General features: G+C 36.4%; 18 protein-coding genes. 3 read left to right on the top strand and 15 right to left on the bottom strand.

The genetic code is table 11. The annotated features are described in order from the left end of the window. Positions 1–154: 154 nt before the first annotated feature. The 7 genes from ACYT6F_RS07975 to ACYT6F_RS07945 form a co-directional block, all read right to left on the bottom strand. Complete coding sequence (locus ACYT6F_RS07975; protein ID WP_472600685.1) at positions 155–3076, bottom strand: reprolysin-like metallopeptidase; 2922 nt, start codon at positions 3074–3076, stop codon at positions 155–157. A gap of 310 nt (positions 3077–3386) precedes the next feature. Beyond that, positions 3387–4046: a DUF6048 family protein gene (locus ACYT6F_RS07970; RefSeq protein ID WP_472600684.1), complete on the bottom strand. Its 660-nt coding sequence runs from the start codon at positions 4044–4046 to the stop codon at positions 3387–3389. Further along, on the bottom strand, positions 4012–4494 hold the full coding sequence (locus tag ACYT6F_RS07965) for a DUF6452 family protein (protein WP_472600683.1): 483 nt from the start codon (positions 4492–4494) through the stop codon (positions 4012–4014). Before ACYT6F_RS07965 ends, ACYT6F_RS07970 begins: the two co-directional genes overlap by 35 nt. A gap of 32 nt (positions 4495–4526) precedes the next feature. Continuing rightward, positions 4527–5939 (bottom strand): 23S rRNA (uracil(1939)-C(5))-methyltransferase RlmD, encoded by a 1413-nt coding sequence (gene rlmD / locus ACYT6F_RS07960; RefSeq protein ID WP_472600682.1) that lies wholly within the window; start codon positions 5937–5939, stop codon positions 4527–4529. A 146-nt stretch (positions 5940–6085) separates the two neighbouring features. Then, positions 6086–7633, bottom strand: a complete 1548-nt coding sequence (locus ACYT6F_RS07955) for a TlpA family protein disulfide reductase (RefSeq protein WP_472600681.1) — start codon at positions 7631–7633, stop codon at positions 6086–6088. A 166-nt stretch (positions 7634–7799) separates the two neighbouring features. Then, the gene (locus ACYT6F_RS07950) at positions 7800–8699 is read right to left on the bottom strand and encodes a hypothetical protein (protein ID WP_472600680.1); all 900 of its coding nucleotides are present in this window, start codon (positions 8697–8699) and stop codon (positions 7800–7802) included. Then, positions 8651–9286, bottom strand: coding sequence for a bacteriocin fulvocin C-related protein (locus tag ACYT6F_RS07945; protein WP_472600679.1), 636 nt, complete (start codon positions 9284–9286; stop codon positions 8651–8653). The genes ACYT6F_RS07950 and ACYT6F_RS07945 overlap by 49 nt, the downstream gene beginning before the upstream one ends. A 169-nt stretch (positions 9287–9455) precedes the next feature. On the opposite strand from ACYT6F_RS07945, the gene ACYT6F_RS07940 reads away from it, so the two are divergent. Beyond that, positions 9456–9848: a helix-turn-helix domain-containing protein gene (locus tag ACYT6F_RS07940; RefSeq protein WP_472600678.1), complete on the top strand. Its 393-nt coding sequence runs from the start codon at positions 9456–9458 to the stop codon at positions 9846–9848. A 56-nt stretch (positions 9849–9904) separates the two neighbouring features. Here the strand turns inward: ACYT6F_RS07940 and ACYT6F_RS07935 are convergent, their stop codons facing one another. From ACYT6F_RS07935 to lpxB, 6 genes are all read right to left on the bottom strand, one after another. Beyond that, complete coding sequence (locus ACYT6F_RS07935) at positions 9905–10672, bottom strand: succinate dehydrogenase/fumarate reductase iron-sulfur subunit (RefSeq protein WP_072883500.1); 768 nt, start codon at positions 10670–10672, stop codon at positions 9905–9907. Between the two features lie 24 nt (positions 10673–10696). Continuing rightward, positions 10697–11269, bottom strand: a complete 573-nt coding sequence (locus ACYT6F_RS07930) for a hypothetical protein (RefSeq protein WP_472600677.1) — start codon at positions 11267–11269, stop codon at positions 10697–10699. A gap of 5 nt (positions 11270–11274) precedes the next feature. Further along, entirely contained in the window at positions 11275–13287 is a 2013-nt protein-coding gene (locus ACYT6F_RS07925; protein ID WP_472600676.1) for a fumarate reductase/succinate dehydrogenase flavoprotein subunit, read from the bottom strand. A gap of 15 nt (positions 13288–13302) precedes the next feature. Continuing rightward, entirely contained in the window at positions 13303–13965 is a 663-nt protein-coding gene (locus tag ACYT6F_RS07920) for a succinate dehydrogenase cytochrome b subunit (RefSeq protein ID WP_472600675.1), read from the bottom strand. Positions 13966–14106: 141 nt separating this feature from the next. Beyond that, complete coding sequence (locus ACYT6F_RS07915; protein ID WP_472600674.1) at positions 14107–15873, bottom strand: ComEC/Rec2 family competence protein; 1767 nt, start codon at positions 15871–15873, stop codon at positions 14107–14109. Between the two features lie 144 nt (positions 15874–16017). Next, positions 16018–17121 (bottom strand): lipid-A-disaccharide synthase, encoded by a 1104-nt coding sequence (lpxB, locus tag ACYT6F_RS07910; protein ID WP_472600673.1) that lies wholly within the window; start codon positions 17119–17121, stop codon positions 16018–16020. 155 nt (positions 17122–17276) lie between these two features. Here lpxB and ACYT6F_RS07905 point away from each other — a divergent pair, with 155 nt between their 5' ends. Together ACYT6F_RS07905 and ACYT6F_RS07900 are read left to right on the top strand one after the other, a co-directional pair. Further along, the gene (locus tag ACYT6F_RS07905) at positions 17277–17786 is read left to right on the top strand and encodes a DUF2480 family protein (RefSeq protein ID WP_472600672.1); all 510 of its coding nucleotides are present in this window, start codon (positions 17277–17279) and stop codon (positions 17784–17786) included. 100 nt (positions 17787–17886) lie between these two features. Beyond that, entirely contained in the window at positions 17887–18483 is a 597-nt protein-coding gene (locus ACYT6F_RS07900; RefSeq protein WP_472600671.1) for a DUF937 domain-containing protein, read from the top strand. 47 nt (positions 18484–18530) lie between these two features. On the opposite strand, the gene ACYT6F_RS07895 is transcribed toward ACYT6F_RS07900, so the two are convergent. Together ACYT6F_RS07895 and ACYT6F_RS07890 are read right to left on the bottom strand one after the other, a co-directional pair. Next, a complete protein-coding gene (locus ACYT6F_RS07895; protein ID WP_472600670.1) occupies positions 18531–18650 on the bottom strand; it encodes a 30S ribosomal protein THX in 120 nt (39 codons plus the stop codon). A 163-nt stretch (positions 18651–18813) separates the two neighbouring features. Next, positions 18814–20208 (bottom strand): MATE family efflux transporter, encoded by a 1395-nt coding sequence (locus ACYT6F_RS07890; protein WP_472600669.1) that lies wholly within the window; start codon positions 20206–20208, stop codon positions 18814–18816. Between the last annotated feature and the right edge of the window lie 57 nt (positions 20209–20265).

The raw sequence follows: 20265 nt of genomic DNA, 5'->3' as shown, positions 1-20265 counted from the left end.
CCCATGTATTAGAATAAAAAAGTCCTGATCCCCCTGTTTCTATGCATATTCTATAATATTATATTTATTAAAAAACTTTGCTTAAGCCCTTTGTAGCATAAAAAAAATCCTCAGGTTGCCCTGAGGATTGTAATTAATCATTTAAATTATCTTATTATTTTTTGATGAATTTAGAATTGAGTAAATCTTTTCCTTTTTCTTCAATAGTGATAACATACCCGCCTTTAACCAATTCGGAAACATTGATTTTTCCGTCGTTGATATTTCCTTGTCTCACCAATTGGCCGGCAGCGCTGTAAATTTTATAAGACGCCTTATCAGAAACTTTAGTAACATTTAAAATATCTGATACCGGGTTAGGATAGATCTGAATGCCATTGTCAGGTCCAGTCACATCATTAGTTGCTAAAACTGTTGGTGTAACTAACACATTATAATCTTCTACTTCACCGTAAGCATATGATCCGCATGCAGTTGGCGAAGCATTATATCTTAGTGCTACTCTCATTTTAAGCATTTTATTCTGAACAGCAGAAGTAGGTACATTAAATGTACCTGTCACAGTGGGAGCTGTATTTGGTGTTGAATTTAGCACCATTTCGGATGTTTCAAATGCACCATTTCTGTTGAAATCAATCCATACTCTAACCCCTTCTGAATATGGGGTTCCTGTCCATGCTTTGGTAACCGAAACAGTATTTCCGGTAGATCCGCTTACAAGGTTAATTGTTTTCGTTCCATCTACTCCGTAATCTGTGTATACTGAAGCACCACTGTTATTATTGATATTTGCTAAAGATACATTAGAGATATATTCATCAGAAGAGTCTGAGGAAAAGGCAGTACAATAAGCTGGTGAAGCAGCTGTTACGAATGGAGTATTTTGACTGTAAGCTCCAGTAATTCCTGAGCATATTGTTAGTACCTGTAGATCATATTTTGTTGCAGATTCTAATCCTGAAAGAACAACCGAACCTCCTGATACGTTAATTTGCTGCCAAATCGACTCTGTAACTTTTTTGTATCTAACCACATAAGTACCTCCTAAAGCAGCTGTCCAGCTTATATTTGCAGAAGAGGCCGTAATACTACTTGCCATAAGGTTTGTTACTGCGGCTGAAGTACACTGTGCTACAGCTGTTACCATTACCTGCTTAATCGTGTAGAAAATATTTCCAATAGAAGAAATTCTTATTTTAATATTTTGTCCGTTTAATGTTGATGGGAAAGTATAATTTTCAGAACCGTCGTTTGGTGTTGAAGCTGAAAGTACAGTCCATGTAGCACCGTTATCAGTTGTATAATCAATTTTTACATTGGAGACATTATAAGGAGCCCCATTTGTTCCGGCAACTTCCCAAATTAAGGCACCCGGTACATTGTGATAAACCTGTGTTGAGTTAATTTTAAAAGGACCATCGTTGGATACGGTTACCGTTACAATATCGCTTTGTGTTTGCTGCGATGTAGAAACAGGATTATTGTCTCTTACCGTCAATACAAAGTTTGTTGTCCTTGGAACATTTGACACTGTTTCCCAAAGTAAAGGAATCGTTAAATTTCCTTCCAATACTGATGAAAAATTAGGAAAATATCTTGTATTTCCAGTAGACGTTGGCGCGATAGATCTGAATAAAGCCCCCGTTGCATTATTACCCGTAACACTCGTTACTGGAGTATTTGCACTGTCAAACTGCTCCCAAGTGTACGTCATTGGATCATTCTCAGGATCTGTCGCAGTTCCGGTTAATACAAATGCAGTTCCTTTCGGTATTGTATAATTATTAAGAGCACCAATTATGGGAGGATTATTGGTAATATTCGTTTCAATATCACATGTTGTAGTTGCTAAATTATTAGATACTTGTAAAATGCTTGCCACATGAAAGTATGGATCTGAGTGATTTTGAACATTTGCTCCAGGAACAATACCGGCATATCCCATGATAGTCGATCCTGAACCCGGCTCCATATTCACACCGCTTCCTTCGATATTATGTGAGAAAGTATGGTTTGCACCTAATTGATGTCCCATCTCATGAGCTACATAATCGATATCAAATGTATCTCCCTGAGGAATAGCATCAGCTGGTGATGTATATCCTGAGCCCTTGCCTTCCGGTTCAGCAGCGGTTGGATCTGTACAAACACAACCTATACATCCTGCATTACCTCCACCTCCGGAAGCACCGAATAAATGCCCTATATCATAATTGACATCACCCACGTTATTAGTCAATACGCCTTGAAGTTCAAGATTCCAAGCACCTGCAGCACCTGCAGAAGCTGGAGAATAAGGATCTGTAGAAGGATTTGTATAAATTACTCCAGGGAAACTTTGAACGATCAGGTGTAAGGCAAAATCCTTTTCAAAAACACCATTCACCCTCGTCATTGTAGCATTAATAGCTGCAAGAGCTCCTGCTACCGTTCCTCCAAAGAATTGCGTATACTCACCGGTAACAGACATTGCCAGTCTCATGGTTCTATATTTCTGATCTGTACTTTTTGCAAAATTTGTCGGATTCTTGTAGAAAGTTTTCCCTTTTGAATAAAGTTCGCTGATCTGCTGTTTCGCTAAAGGGCCCTCGCCTGTACTACAAACAAATGCCCCTTTTTTTGATTTATCTGTTTTAGGGTGTACTCCATAGATCGTTTTGTCTGCGTTCTGAGGCTCTATGAATTCATAAACACCATCTTTGATGATCATTGACTGAAAATCATTAGGAGCTACAGAGAATCTCAAATACTTAGAAGGATCATCGATACCGATTCCTACATAAGAACCCAGTTGATATTGGTCTGCCAGTTCTTTTACGACAACCGGCTGACTATAAACTGCAAATTTCTCTATTTTACCATCCATTGTCGGCAAAGAAATTTCTACAGGTCTTGCATTTTTACCTGTCTCCTGAGCATCTTTAAGCTGAGTTCTTATTTTATTAAGATCCAGCTTATAGTAACTTCTCACATTAGAAGATTTCTCTGACCTTCCTTCATAATTAGCCGGAGTCCATTGCGCAAACATTGTACCTCCTACCAAACTACAAAATAAAGTAGTAATAAGTTTTTTCATAAAAGGATAATTTTATCAATTGCAAATATATATTATTTGTGTGTTTTCACCTAATAAAAACGCACTATCAGCAATGTTTTAATGTTAATAAACAAAAAGTTATTAATATTATTTATAAATAAAATATTATTAATTAACATTTTTAAGAATAAAAACATTTTATAAATAAAAAAACATTTCCTATTATTCAACAAAAAATAAAAAACATTATTAAATTAATAATTATATACAAATTAATATTTTTACATTAACACCTATGAAAAAATCCTCCCCATTGAGGAAGGATTATATTAATATTTTAAAGACATTTTTAAAACTTATAAGCGATATTCCATGCAAAACCCATATTGAACTTGGAAGAGCTTTTTCCGAATCCCGGGACAATCATTGGTTGTATATCGTCCTGTTTGGTAGTGGCTACGAGATATCTCGGCTGAAGGTTTACATCGATGAAAAAACTGGATTCAAATAACTGTACCCTGCCTCCGATTGTTCCTTCCAGCCAATAAGAAGATTGTGACGAAGATGGAAAAGAAACAGAGGAATTGCTGCCACCATAGCCGCGAACAGGAACCGCCATATATTCCTGGGTATAAAACGATCCTCCTATTTTTCCTCCGGCATAGAAACCATTAAACTCATTCTCCGGATCCTTTGCAAGCATATAGAAAGCTCCTAGTTTCAGAAAGGGACCGTTTGCTTTCACATCGTAGTTATTTTTCTGGTAAATATTGGATTCGAATCCGGCATCTACAGTGGCATGAAGATTATTTTTTATCTTAGAGGAAATAAAGCCCTGATAGAGCTTTCGATCCGAAAAAAAAGAAACTCCGGCGTTTAACACATCGCCACCCACCATAAAATTGGGTTCGTACTTCCATTTTTCTTTTTTTGTTTCCTGGGTATTCTGAGCAAAACACAGAATACTTATTACACTAAAAAAGAAGGTAAAGATTGGTCTTGTCTTCATTTTCAATAAAGTTTTGTCCGGCCTGGATCGTTTTTACAGGAGCTGTTGCCGATGTAGTTAGTACCGAATTTAAATTTTCATATGTTTTTTTGATTCCGCATCCCGGAGAAACGTAGACAGCCTTTGTAGTATAATTCACTCTAACTCTTGATTCCGTTCCCAGATTGGTTGTTCTGAAATAAAGATCGGTATACGGAGAATCGTCTACACGTAAAGGAATGATCCTCGAAGTAATTTTAGCCTGCCCTCCCAGCTGAACTTTTCCGGATCCGTAATCAACAGCAACATACAGAGAGTCTACGCTTTTTTCTTTACCGGTTTCTGCGTTCAGGAAAGAGACCTTCATTCTTGGAGTTCCCTCTCCGCTTTCACAGATATCATCGTCAGCTCCGCAGGAAAAAAGCATACTGATTAAACATAGAGCAAATAGAACTTTAAAAGATTTCATATGAATAGTGATCTTTTTCAAATTTAAATAAATTATTTCTTAATCAGCAATGCAATATTTTCAACATGGTGGGTCTGCGGGAACATGTCCACCGGTAAAATTTTCACTACGTCATAATGTTCTTTCATTAAAGCCAGGTCACGGGCTTGTGTTGCGGAGTTACAGCTTACGTAAACTACTTTTTCCGGTGAAAGTTTCAGAATCTGCTCTACCACCTTCTGATGCATCCCGTCTCTTGGAGGATCAGTGATCAGGACATCTGCTTTGGGGTGAGTTTCAAGAAATTCATCGTTAAAAATGTCCTTCATATCACCACAATAAAATGTTGTATTGGTAAGCCCGTTGAGTTGTGCGTGCTCTATGGCGGCATCAATTGCTTCCTGAACAGATTCTATCCCAATAACCTGTTTTGCTTTTCTTGCAACATACTGGGCAATGGTACCGGTTCCTGTATATAGATCATAGACTACTTCATCTCCCTTTAAATCCGCAAATTCCAGTGTTTTTCTGTAAAGTTCCAGGGCTTGCTTATAATTGGTCTGAAAGAAAGACTTCGGACCGATTTTGAATTTCAGACCGTCCATTTCTTCCATTAAATATCCTTCACCGAAATAAATGTTGATATCCAGATCGTAGATAGAGTCATTAGCTTTCGGATTGATGGCATACACCAGGGTTTTAATCTGAGGAAATGTTTCAAGCATAAACTGGAAAAGTTTCTCCCTGGTTTCTTTTTCTTCCCTGTACAACTGAAAAAGGACCATCCATTCTCCTTTTGAGTTTTGTCTCATCATTAAAGTTCTTAAAAAACCTTCGTGATTTTTAACGTCAAAAAAATCAAGACCGTTCTTTACTGCATATTCTTTTACAGCCAGTCTGATCGTATTGGAAGGCTCTTCCTGAAGGAAACACTCTTTAAGGTCAAGGATTTTACTCCACATACCGGGAATGTGAAAGCCAAGTGCATCTCTGTTCCCGAAATTTTCTTCCGAACTTATCTCATATTGCGTAAGCCATCGAGCATTTGAAAAGGAAAATTCCATTTTATTTCTGTAATAATATTGCTCTTCTGAGCCTAAGATCGGCATTGTTTCAAAGTGTTCTATACCTCCGATTCTTTTGATATTATTATATACTTCTTCCTGTTTGAAATCCAGCTGTTTTTCATAGCTCATATTCTGCCATTTGCATCCTCCGCAAACTCCGAAATGAATACATTTGGGATCTGTTCTGTAGGGAGACTTTTGAAGTAAATCTACCGCTTCTCCTTCATAATATCTGGATTTTGCTTTTTTTACTTTTACATTTACAATATCTCCAGGGATCGCACCTGTAACCATTACTGTTTTTCCTTCTTCGGTTCTGCCTATGGCAACCCCTTTTGCACCTGCATTTAAGAGTTCTATATTTTCAAGAATAATATTTTTCTTATTTCTCTTTTTCATTAAGAATTTTTTCTGTTTTACTGTTTAAACTTTGTTAAAGATCCGAACTTTGACAAAGTATCCGGAAAGCAAGATGTTCCGGTCTGCAAAAATACAATAAAAAAAACCTTATCCGAAGACAAGGTTTTATCTATATTGAATTTAAATTATTTTGTTTGGGCAGGCTGCGGGTTTGCCTGTTGCTGAGGTGCCGGCTGTGGTGCTGCTGCAGGATCCATCCCTGTTCCCTGCTGCAGTTGAACGTTAGGATTTACCTTCGGGGCAGAAAGCCCTGTCTGTTTGTCAAGAACCGTTACCAACTCAGGATCTCCAAGATTAAAGAATGGCTTGCTGGCGATTTTTCCGTCTTTATCAACAACGACGAAACATGGTAATTTGAAACCGTATACACCGTATTTTTTAGCAATATCAGAATTCAAACCTCCTTCACCATAAACATTAGTTCCTGTAATTCCTTTCAGAAGAGAATTGCTTGTTTTCACAAACTGATCTTTGGTATCGTCTACATTTACAAACACAAAGTTCATTTTTGATTTGTAGAAATTCACCACTTCTTTTAAAACAGGAATTGACGCTTCACCAATGTATGGATTCCATGATGCGTAGAACATCATCATATATGGTTTTCCTTTATTTGAAGAAAGATTGTATGATTTACCGTCAGCTTTAATAAGAGACGCTTCAGGGGCCTGCTCTCCAATTTTGAAACCGTTAATGGCAAACTGAATTTTCTTTAAATCTTCTTTAATATTAGCATCTTTGATATCTGTATCAATGATTTTTTTAATCTTTTCAATCGTTTTTTCAGGAGATCCCGGATGAATATCCGACTGAGCCATTACAAAAGCAAGCAAATAATCTTTAGCGGTTTGTGAAAGATCTTTCTGATTTTTCTTTAAATATTCAGAAAACAATTCAGAAGTGGTGACATCTGTTTTTCCGGCGCTGTTCGCCTGTGCATATTTCTGGAAATCAGGACTCATTTTTGTTAAAAGATATTGTCTGTAGTAAGGGTTTTCTTTTACCATTACATCTTTATTTTCCTGAAGTTTGTTTTCGTAATCTGTGAAAGCTTTTGTCACTTTGAACGAAGGGTTGCCCATTTGCTTGTGGCTCATTTCGTACTGATTCAGAATCGTAAGCAGAGTACTTGCCAGATCATTCTTTTTCCACTCTACCAGTTCGTTGTCCGGACTGAATTTTTTAACGTTTTCTTCAATGTTTTTAGTAACATCTGCCTTAACTTTTTCAATTCCTTTCAGGAAGGTTTTTTCATCCTTTGTCATCAGCTCATTCATGTTTACGGTCTGAGCATAGGTAGAAAGATATTTTTGGGTGGCAGTAAAGAAATCGTTATTATTTTTGGCATCACCGGTAACCACGAATTCCGAAGGGAAGCTCATTCCGTTTCCGGTAATTTCAAGCTTTTGTCCGCCTTTCAGGTAGATCAGATTTTGTTTTCCGCCATACGACATTACATACATTCCGCTTTTCGGGGCTTCAAAACTTCCGGCGAACGTTCCGTCTTTGTTGATTCCGATATTAATCAGTGGTAAGGTAGCAACACCTGATGCTTCAATAAATTCAATTCTCTCTAGTGGAGAACCGCCGGTAATTTTTCCTTTTACTTCTACTTTTTTAGAGCAAGACATCGCAAAAACCGCGATGATAAACAATAAAAGATATTTTTTCATTTCGAATTTTATAATTACGCAAAAATAAGTTTTTCATCTCAACTAAATATCATATTTCATGGGATTTTATGAAAGATTTAACTAAAAGAAATAGAAGCCTCGATTTTGCATATTAAACAATTAAATTTATCAGTATTATTTTTAAAATTATGTAAATATTGCGTGATTATTCAATTACTAAAGATATTATAGGGCATTTATGTGTTGCTAATCTGTAATACTCTAATTTTGCACCGGTATTGTAGCATTTATTATCATTTATTTTATCAGCCTTTTTCTGTTTGACCACAAAATTTCCTAAAGATATAAACCCGACATATATATTTTTAAAGCTTTCATCAATTATTATATTCCGGTGACCGAGATCTACTTCAAGGTATTTGTTATTTTCTGTAAAGTGGATCTCCGTTTCCGACAGTATAAACTTTGGGTCTTTACAATCTGCTTTTTCACAGGTGTACATTAAGGCAATAATTTCTGTGTCGTTCTTATTGATTCTTTCTCCGGAAACAGGATGCTTACCTCCACTAAAGTAATATTTGATTTTCTTAATTTTTCTGCCTATATATAAACTGTTCTGGGGTATTTCAACAATTCTGGCTATATCCGGCTGTATATAGAGTTTTGAGGAGCTTCCTTTATCATCGATACCGATCGTCATTTCTTCTTTCTTCTTATTGGTAAGAGTAATTGCTTCAATCAGTTTTCCTGTTGAAAAGTACAGAATGGAATCTTTGATTCTCAGCTCTTCTTTGCTGAGACTATAATTGGTATTGCTGTCTTTATCAATAATTATAACTTTATCAGAGTCCGTAATGTTTTGTGTTGGTATTGTTACAAATCCTCCATCAGAAATAAATAAAAGGTGTTTTTCTCCAATTAATTCAATTTGAAAATTATTAATAAACTCAGCATCTTTCTGCAGCTGATAGATTTGCGCCTTTACAATACCGAAAAAAAACCAAAAGCCTATTAAAAGAAACTTTAACAGGCTGGTATTATTTATTTTATATTTTTTTACTGTGTACATGGCTGTACTGAAGTAAATTCTTGCGTCGTAATCCAAAATCTAACTTTGGAAATCGTTACTGGTTCTACATATTGTGGCACTCCATTAAAATATTGCCATTCGCAAGGTCCATCAACAGAAACTAGTAAATTATTACACCAAAAGCAGTTTTTCTGAGCTTCAGTATTCTTATTCTTATAGACTGTTTCCATACTATAAAATAAAGACAATCCTCTTGCTGTACCAAACAATCTGCTAGCCTCAATTTCTAGTAATTTAATATCATCAGTATTATAGTTTCTTTCAATATCACGAAAAAAGTCATCCGTTAAAATAGATTTAAGATCATTAACAAACCGCAGTTCCTCATTGCTGAGTTCCGAATTGGTTATAAAGTCATCTAATTTACCTTGCCAAACTAAGGATTTTTGATTAGCATCTAATGCATTATATGTTTGAAACTGGTCTCTTGAATCAACTACCAATGCATATAATTCATCAGCGCTTTCACCAGAAACTCTTGATTGCATTTTAGAATTTAAAGTAATAGGATCTTTTTCAACCAATGAATCACTATCGCTATGACATGAATTGAAAATAAGGGGCAGGCATAATAGAAGCGCCGACTTTAAAATTGTTTTCATAATTAAAAGTTTATTTGTTTATATATTTGTAAACTTTTACAAAAGTAATACTTTAGCAATCTCCGGAAGAGAAAAAAAAACATCTTTATAATGTAATAATTCACTTTATAATTGAGTTAATACATTACAGTTATTATTTATATTTTTTACACCATTATATATTACTATTATGTTAGTCGGAAAAAAACTAAAATCAATGAGAACCGAAAAAAATTTAAGTGCAGAATACATTGCCGAAAAAGTGGGTATTGATATTTCCACTTATAGGAAATATGAAAGAGATGATGTATCTCCAAATTTAGAAAAGCTAAAGAAAATTGCCGATGCCTTGGAAACAACGGTTATTTCTTTAATTTGTTCTGAACCACAACAGTATGAAAGCCTGAACGGAACTCCAAACAAGCTTTATGCTTACACCCTGCATCTATCTAAAAAAACAATAGAGAAATGTGAAGATCAAATAAAAGAATTGAAGTCTGACAAAGAATATCTGAAAGAACATATTTATAGCTTAAAACAGGAAATTACACATTTAAAAAAGTCCCATTTACAAGAGTTCTAAAAGATTAAAAAAGCAGCTTCCGACTGAAAGCTGCTTTTTAATATAATTTGGTAATTTTATCCTCTGTCAACAAATGCGGCCATATATTCTCTGTTCATTCTGGCAATGTTTTCCAGAGAAATTCCTTTCGGACATTCTACTTCACAAGCACCGGTATTTGAACAGTTTCCGAATCCTTCTTCGTCCATGGCTTTTACCATATTCAGTACTCTTCTCTTAGCTTCTACTCTACCCTGAGGTAAAAGAGCATACTGAGAAACTTTTGCGCCGACGAACAACATTGCAGAACCGTTTTTACATGAAGCTACGCAGGCACCGCAAGAGATACATGCTGCAGCATCCATTGCTTTATCGGCATCTTCTTTCGGAACCGGAATTGCGTTGGCATCTAAAGTATTTCCTGAAGTGTTAACTGAAATGAAACCACCAGCAGCCATTACTCTGTCGAATGCGCTTCTGTCTACAATTAAATCTTTAATAACCGGGAAAGCAGCACTTCTCCATGGCTCGATAACGATCGTTTCGCCATCTTTAAACATTCTCATGTGAAGCTGGCAGGTAGTGATTCCGGTATCCGGACCGTGCGCTCTACCGTTGATGTAAAGAGAACACATTCCGCAGATTCCTTCACGACAGTCGTGATCAAAAGCGATAGGCTCTTTTCCTTCGTTAATAAGATTTTCATTTAGGATGTCCAACATTTCCAAAAATGAGGAATCTGTAGAAACATCCGATATTTTATAAGTCTCAAACTGACCTTTAGATTTATTATTTTTTTGTCTCCAAATTTTCAGCGTAAGATGTAAGCCTTTTTTTGCACTCATAATGTTATATTTATAGGTTGGAGATTATTTTGTTGGTTTGTCTGCATTTTCAAACTTCATACCTGAACTTAAAACTGCAATTTTATTAGAATTTCTGCTTTTCAGCTCCTGATATTTTTCCATTGCTTTGGCGATATTCTCTGCTTTATCGTCCTGTGATGGCTGATATATTGTCTTAGTGTCATTTTTTACCACCTGATAAAAAAGCTTTTTATCTCTGAATTCTGTAGGTTTCAAAGGTCTAAGGTTAACACTTGCTATGAAAGCTCCCATTTGGCCTTCCGCATTAATAACATATACCGTATTGGGTTCCAGGTTGGCTTCAACATAATCTCTGTTTTCTGACGTAGCCCAAAATAAGTGTTCACCAGGTTCACACTCATAAACTAAATATTTCCCGCTAGGAATAGCTCCAAGGAATTTATCTTTATCATAAACCCTGAAGTTAAGCAGCATACCCGCTCCGGTTTTTAAAATATACACCAGAGATTTTCCTTCAGCAGGTTTATCAATAGCCTGTGTTGTTACTTTCTGAGCAAAAACAGAACATCCTGAGAGGATTACAAAAAACAAAAGTACTTTTTTTAAACTCTTCATATCTGTTATTTGTAACTTCTGGTTTTTACCTCAATATTTTCGTAGATCAGCTCTTCCTTGTGCAATACTTCTGTATTGATATCATCTCCCTGATATTCCCAGGCTCCTACATATTTGAAGTTTACGTCATCTCTCTCAGCTTCTCCGTCCGGAGTTGAGTGATCTTCACGGAAATGTCCCCCACAAGATTCATTTCTGTGCAATGCATCAATAGCCATTAACTGACCAAGCTCTAAGAAATCTGCTACTCTGAATGCTTTTTCAAGCTCAGTATTCATTCCGTCATTATCTCCGGGAACCTTTACATTTTTCCAGAAATCATTTCTTACTTCTTCAATTTCTCTGATGGCTTCTCTTAAACCTTCAGGTGTTCTTCCCATTCCTACTTTATTCCACATTATGTTTCCTAATCTCTTATGGAAATGGTCAACAGAATGTGTTCCATTGTTATTAAGGAAGAAATCTATTTTTTCTTTGATTCCTTTTTCTGCTTCATCAAAAGATGAAGAATTGGTAGGAATAGATCCTGTTCTGATATCAGCAGAAAGGTAATCTGCAATCGTGTAAGGAAGTACAAAATATCCGTCTGCAAGTCCCTGCATCAGAGCAGAAGCCCCTAATCTGTTAGCTCCGTGATCCGAGAAATTAGCTTCTCCGATTACGAAACAGCCCGGAATGGTAGACTGAAGGTTGTAATCAACCCAAACACCACCCATCGTGTAGTGAACGGCAGGATAGATTTTCATTGGTGTCTTATATGGATCATCAGCCGTAATTTTTTCATACATTACGAATAAGTTACCATATTTTTCTTCAACCCAGCTTTTCCCTAAATCATAGATCTGCTGTTCGGTAGGATTATGAATATGCTTTTCGATAGCAGCTTCTCTACCTTTTTTCATGATTTCTGTAGAGAAATCAAGGTAAACTCCTTCCTGTGTATCATTATTTTCGATTCCATATCCGGCGTCACATCTTTCTTTAGCAGCTCTTGATGCAACGTCTCTCGGCACAAGATTACCGAAAGCCGGATATCTTCTTTCCAGATAATAGTCTCTATCTTCTTCTTTAATGTTTTCAGGTCTTAACTTTCCTTCCCTGATAGCCTGTGCATCTTCAATCTTTTTAGGAACCCAGATTCTTCCTGAGTTTCTTAAAGATTCTGACATCAAAGTCAGTTTAGACTGCTGTGTTCCGTGAACCGGAATACAGGTCGGGTGAATCTGCACATAACAAGGGTTTGCGAAATACGCTCCTTTTTTGTGGATTTTCCAGGCTGCAGAAACGTTAGAACCCATTGCATTTGTAGAAAGGAAATATACGTTTCCGTATCCTCCGGATGCAATTACTACGGCGTGCGCAGAATGTCTCTCAATCTCACCTGTTACAAGGTTTCTTGCGATAATCCCTCTTGCCTTTCCGTCAACAATTACAAGATCCATCATTTCATGACGGTTGTACATCTTGATTCTTCCTTTACCGATCTGACGGCTCATGGCTGAATAAGCACCTAATAATAACTGCTGACCGGTTTGTCCTTTTGCGTAGAATGTTCTTTTTACCTGAACTCCACCAAATGAACGGTTGTCAAGCTGGCCTCCGTACTCACGTCCGAAAGGAACACCCTGAGCAACACACTGGTCGATAATATTTGCGGAAACTTCTGCCAATCGGTATACGTTTGCCTCTCTTGCTCTATAGTCACCACCTTTGATGGTATCGTAGAATAATCTGTAGGTAGAGTCACCGTCTCCCTGATAATTTTTAGCTGCGTTGATACCTCCCTGAGCGGCAATAGAGTGTGCTCTTCTCGGAGAATCCTGATAGCAGAATGCTTTAACATTATATCCCTGCTCTGCCAGTGTAGCAGCAGCAGAACCTCCTGCCAAACCTGTTCCAACAACAATAATATCAATCTTGTCTCTGTTGTTTGGTGCAACAAGGTTCATATGGTCCTTATGATTTTTCCACTTATCCTTTAAAGGACCCGCCGGAATTTTTGAATCTAATTTACTCATATTAGTATATTGATATTATTGAGTTACAAAGTGATAAATTGCGATAAAAATAAAACCTGCAGGAATCAGGATGGAATACCATTTTCCTAATGCCATGATTACAGGAGTATATTTTGGATGCCTTGCACCGATAGACTGGAAAGAAGACTGGAAACCGTGTCCCAGGTGTAATCCCAGCAAAATGAAAGAAATAATGTAAAGAATTACTCTCCACGCATCTGCAAATTTAGCGTGCAGATCTCCCCAAAAGCGTGATTCCTCAATCGGCAGCCCGTCTACGTACTTGTAGTTCATCTCGTGAAACCAGAAATCATACATGTGAAGAAAAATAAAAGCCAGCACCACAGCCCCTGAAATGAGCATATTTCTAGACATCCAGGTAGAATTGTGAGAAGGATTATTAGCTTCGTATTTAACAGGACGTGCTTTTTGATTTTTAATTTCCAAAACAAATCCCATTACGAAATGGAAAACCACAGCAAATATCAATACCGGCTGCATTACAAACTGAATAAGAGGATTATACCCCATAAACTGCGAAGCATTGTTGTAAGCATCTGCTCCAAAAACCGACAAAAGGTTTACAGAAAGGTGCATTACCAGAAATATCAGCAAAAAGATAGCCGACAATGCCATAGCATATTTTCTACCTATTGTAGAACTCGTTAAACCTGCCATATAAGTTTAAATTTGATTTTCCACAAAATTAAGAAATGTTAACTACAACAAAAAGTGAGAAATCTCACATATAGCCAGTTTGTAATCTTTCTAAATAAGTCTTAAAATATTATAAATAAAGGAAAATATGAAGTAACGAAATTAATATATTTCATAAATTTTATGTTTATAAACAATTTTTCGAACTGCATTAGGAAGTCTTCTGATCTCTGTTCTTTTTGTACGACGGGAGGCGCAGTACGGGTTTACGACGAATTTTATAATCTTAGATTTATCCGAATTTTCTTCAATCCAGAAACATACTTCGTCATTTTTTTTAACAGATAAAACTTTATTTTTAGAGAAATTATGGATAAGAACCTCAGGTTTACTGCTTTCGTAAAGATCAAAACCCAATTTTAGCATCAAAAATATAGCAGCAGCCATCAGACATACGGTAAGATTTTTAAAATTGAATTTTAGAATTACCCGTCTCAGCAAATAAACAATTAAAAACAGAGAAAACACTTCGGGCAGATTCATTGGAATATTTTCATAAAATACAGCATCGAAACTGGCAAACCAGTGGATGACTTTAAGCAAAACACCAATAACAAAGCCATATATTAAGTTTACAAATTCTAAATCTGCATTGAAAGCTATTAAAAAAGTCATTAAAAATGAAAATACAATAATAACTTCTGAAAAAGGAACAATAAAAAAATTGGCTACGATTGAAATAAATGAAAACTGATGGAAATAATACAGCACCAAAGGGAGCGTTGCCAGCTGAGCCGAAATGGAAATTGAAATGGTATTGAAGATAATCTTTTTAAACCAGTTATCCTGTGCCGGAAAATGACTGAGAATAGGCTGATTCAGCCAGAATATCCCAAGAACGGCAAGAAAGCTCAATTGAAATCCAACGTCGAATAACTGCTGAGTATCATACAATAAAATGATAAAAGCCGATAAAGCCAGCGCATGCAGCAAATCAGGTTTTCTTTGAAGAAGAATATACATAAAATAAATACTGAGCATCAGACTTGAACGGACCACAGAACTCCCAAAACCGATAAAAATGGTGAAAAGCCAAATGAAAATGAGGCTTACAATAATGGCGTATTTTCTATATTTTACCGGCAATAGTTTCGTTAATAAAAAAAAGAACAATCCGAAAATCACAACAATATGGGTTCCCGAAATAGCGAGAAAATGTACCAGCCCGGACCTGTTGAAATCCTGAACCGTTTGTGCATCAATTTCCGTGCGGTCAGCAAGAATAATTCCTTTGAGAAATTCTTTAGTCCTTAAAGACATGTGCGTTTCGTCAATATTTTGGAGAACTTCAAGTCTTTTCTGAGAAAATTTTTCGCTCCAGCTCAAATCATTTCTTACTGCAGTCTGGATCTCATCATTCGCATAACATTGAAAGTCAATATTTTTACGTTTCAAGTATTTTGAATAATCAAATTGGAAATCATATTGCGGAGTTTTGGGCATCAATATAAAAGCCTGGGTTCTGTAATAATGATTAAAGTCCAGCGCTTTTTTACTTTTCGGGATATAAACGATGGCTTTAAAAACTTCCTGATCTAATTGTACAAATGCCTCATATTTTCTGTTCTTTTCGTTAGAATTAAGCTTTCCCGATATTTTAAAGATTATCGTCTGGTTACCGGTAACAGAAATACGATTGTTGTGAGTATTGAAAAAATGCAGGATAACCCCGACTCCAAAAAACATTACACACAGTAAATATTTTTTTAACCTATACAGAAAAAAGTTCTTAAAAAGTGTCGCAACGAAAGCAATCATGCTTATACCTATAATTGCAAAAATGTAAATTTCATCCAAAGAAAACCGATCCTGAAGAAGAATTCCAAGAATAAAAAACAGGGCAAGAATGAGAAGAGGCTGCTTATTCAACAGTTTGTGTTTTTTCCAAAAATATATATTTCAGAAAAAATCTGCACAGCAATATTTTAAAACTTTAGAAAAACACCGAAATTCTTTACACAAAAGAAAAATCGCAGAAAAAATTTCTACGATTAGTTATTATTTATTTAAATTTTACATTTTTAAAATGACGTCAGCGGCATTATCGCTTGCTCCTTTACCGCCCAGCTTTTCCCGTAAAAGCTCATAATCCCGGAATACTTCAAATCTTTTTTCAGTTGCGAGTATTTTTGTCAGCTCTTCTACAAGATTATTGGTGTTTAAATCATTCTGAATCAATTCTTTTACCACCTCACGATCCATAATAAGATTAACCAGAGAAATATATTTTATATTTTTTACCAGTCTTTTGGCAATTGCATAAGAGACCTTGCTTCCGCGGTAGCAGACTACTTCCGGCACATTAAGCAAAGCCGTTTCAAGGGTTGCTGTTCCGGAAGTTACCAATGCTGCCCTGGAACACCTCAACAGATCATAGGTTTTATTAGACACAAAATGCACATTATCATCTACATATTTTTCATAAAATTCTTTAGGAAGACTTGGCGCACCGGCAATCACAAACTGATATTCCTTAAAATAAGGCCTTACAGAAAGCATGATCTGCAGCATTTTTTCGACTTCCTGTTTTCTTGATCCTGGAAGCAATGCGATAATTTCCTTTTCGTTTAAGCCATTATCTCTTTTAAAATCTTCATTATTAACATCCTGTAAGGTAGAAATAGCGTCCAGTAAAGGATGTCCTACAAAATGAGAATGAACACCATGCTTCTTGTAAAAATCTTCTTCAAACGGAAGAATCACCATCATTTCATCTACGTACTTTTTAATGATTTCTACCCTACCTTCTTTCCACGCCCAAAGCTGAGGAGAAATATAATAGACTACTTTTATCCCAAGTTCTTTTGCAAACCTGGAAATCCTTAAATTAAAACCCGGATAATCTACGAGAATAAGAACATCCGGTCTGTTATTTTGAATATCTTCTTTACAGAATTTAATATTATTAAGAATGGTTCGAAGGTTCATCGCAACTTCCAGAAAACCCATGAATGCAAGATCACGGTAATGTTTTACGATAATTCCGCCCTGCTTTGTCATAAGATCGCCTCCCCAAAACCTGAACTTAGCGTCAGGATCTTTCTGCTTAAGCGCTTTCATTAAATTGCTTCCGTGTAAATCTCCGGAAGCTTCTCCGGCTATGATGTAATACTTCATTTCTGAAATCTTTTATTTTTAATTGCCATCAGTGACCTCTTTTGAATTTCTATTTACAACCGAAGTTATGGGAGGTTTCTATGACAAGTATAGAGAACAAAATAAGACTTTATAGCATCTTAATTTGTAAATTTGTTTCAAAGATAATGATAAAAATGTCAGAAGAATTTGAAATCCGAAATAAAGTTGCAGAGAGTGGCCTCATCAATTTTGATCTCACCGATCTTGTCCCGAAGGGAGCAAGAAAAGGCATAGATCTTAAAGATTTTCTTTTCATGGAGATGATTTTGAAGGAGAAAGATTTCCGGGAAAAAGTCGCAGCAATTGATCTGGAAGAATACCGTGATGCTTATGTATATATTTACAACTCTGCAGATGCTATTGTTCCGCTGTGGGCATATTTCTTAATTACAGCCAGATTAACCGATGTTACGAAAAAGATTGTTTTCGGAAACCGCGAAGACCTGGAAGTGATTCTGATGCACAATGCCATTAGAAATCATGATTTCGGGGAAATGCGTGGTAAAAGAGTTCTGGTAAAAGGCTGTTCGGATAAAGAAATTCCCGAAAACGCCTATATTGAACTTGTTGAGCAGCTAAAGCCCATTGTAAAATCCTTAATGTTCGGCGAAGCCTGCTCAAACGTACCCATCTTGAAAAACTGACATTATTGTAAATGATTCAGCCTGTTTCAGTCATTCGCAAAAAACGTTAGGAATATTTTTTGATAACTTGAGTTTAGTGTAATAATAAAAAACATAAACTATGAGCTTAATTGATTTACTTACAGGAAATACCGGCAATCAGGTAGCAGAGCGGGCTGAAAGCAAATTCGGAATCAATAAAAACCAGGTGCTTGCATTACTTGCAGTAGCTGCACCGTTGATTATTTCTTATCTCAGTAAAAAATCTCAGTCTTCCGGTGAAGCTGAATCTTTAAATACAGCATTGGATAAAGACCATGACGGAAGTATCCTTAATGATGTAAGCCAGGCGGAGGCAAGACAGTCTGAAGGGAATTCTATTCTCAACCATATTTTTGGTGGCGAAAAACAGAACGTAGAAAATCAGCTGTCTCAGAAAACAGGAATTTCCATTGATAAAATCGGCCCTGTATTATCGATGTTGGCACCGATCATTATGGGATACATCGGAAAAGAAAAACAACAGAACAATTTAGGAGCCGGAGGTTTGGGAGGCCTGCTTGAAAGCATTCTCGGCACCGCTTCAAGCCAGGCGCAAAATACACAGTCAAATCCTTTGAATGATATTCTGGGAAGTGTTTTAGGAAACAATAACGATCAGAAAAAAGATGGCGGCGGACTCGGAAGTATTTTGGGAAATATTTTTGGAGGAAAATAAATTTTGATTAATACTATAAAAAAGACCGGAAAATATTTCCGGTCTTTTTAGCTTTTAGATTTCTCTTCAGAAGTCGCAACAGTTTTTGAAGATTTTCTCGGTCTTCTTTTTCCGTAGCTTCCGTTGTTAATCTTGCCTCTCTTTGATTTTTTGTCTCCTTTTCCCATAGTAAATATAATTTAGTTGTTCTTACGAAATTAGAGAATACCAATTTAAAATCAAAAGTTCAGCTGTTAAAATTTTTATAATATTTGGTTGAAGGATAGATTATGAAAGTAAATTTTTAGCTAAGAAAATTTAGTTTATTATTATATTTCACCTTCTTTCTCCTTATACTTTCACCGTTTTCCATTTTCCTCTTTTAAACAATATAAAGGCGACGATTGTTATTAAAGCTTCAGCGACGGGAATTGATATAAATACTCCTTTCGGTCCCCATTCAAAATATTTTGCAAGAAGATATGCCAGTGGAATCTGAAACAGCCAGAAACCGCAAAGATTTACCCAGGTTGGCGTCCATGTATCTCCGGCTCCGTTAAAAGCATTAATCATCACCATCCCGATTCCATAAAAGATGAATCCTACAGCCATAATATGCAGTGCGTTGGTTGCTATATTTCTGATTTCGGCTTCATTGGTAAAAAATCCAGCTAAAAAATCACCCAGAAAAAAGAAAACAACACTTACGGTCACCATAAAAATCACATTATATTTTACGGTTTTCATAACAGACTGTTCTGCTCTCAACATTTCATTGGCTCCCATATTTTGTCCGACAAGCGTAGATGCTGCATTGCTGAGTCCCCACGCCGGCAACATAAAGAACATCATTAACCGTAAAGCGGTCTGATATCCGGCAGAAGCATTTTCACCGCCTGTCGTTGCCACAAGCTGAGCCAGAAATATCCAGCTGCAGGAAGCAATTACAAACTGGAAAATTCCGGGTGTTGCAATTTTTATAACAGATTTTATAATTTTAAAATCAGGTTTAAAATATTTTGAGTGGATTCTGATTTGCGTATCTGCAATTAAGAGATGATACAATTGGTAAATCACTCCAACACTTCTCCCGATGGTCGTAGCCAGAGCCGCTCCCGTTAATCCCATTGCGGGAACCGGTCCGAAACCTTTTATCAAAACCGGACACAAAATAATATTCGCAATATTGGCAATCCACAGAGATTTCATGGCAACTGCAGCATTTCCTGCTCCCCGGAAAATTCCGTTGATCAAAAATAAAAGCATAATGATCACGCTGCTTCCCATCATAATTCTTGTAAATTCTTTGCCATAAGCCGCTACCTCAGGTTTCGAGCCCATCAGAATTAAAATTTCTTCAGCATAAATCACTCCGAATACACTTAAAATAAAAGTCACTGCAAAAGAAACCAATAAAACCTGTGCTGCACTTCTGGAAGCATATTCAGGATTTTTTTCGCCAATTCGTCTTGCAACCATCGCCGTTGCAGCCATACTCATCCCGATTGCGATAGAATACATCACAGAGAGCACTGATTCTGTGAGACCGACTGTCTGTATTGCAAAGCCGCTCTCTTTAAGATGTCCTACAAAATACAGATCTACCAACGCAAATACAGATTCCATCGCCATTTCCAGCATCATAGGAATGGCTAAAAGAAGAACAGCGCTTCTTATGGTTGTCTTTGTATAGTCGACGTCTTCTCCGCTTAAAGCTTTCTTCAGAAAATTGAAATATTTTGACATTGGTTCGGTTTTGTATTCCGCAAAAATAGAGATTCAGAAATTATTACTTCTTGGCAT

It is taken from the genome of Chryseobacterium sp. NG-CE01 (genome assembly GCF_055695505.1).
The sequence above is the reverse complement of the archived record's forward strand: the minus strand, read 5'-3'. Positions and strand labels throughout refer to the sequence as shown.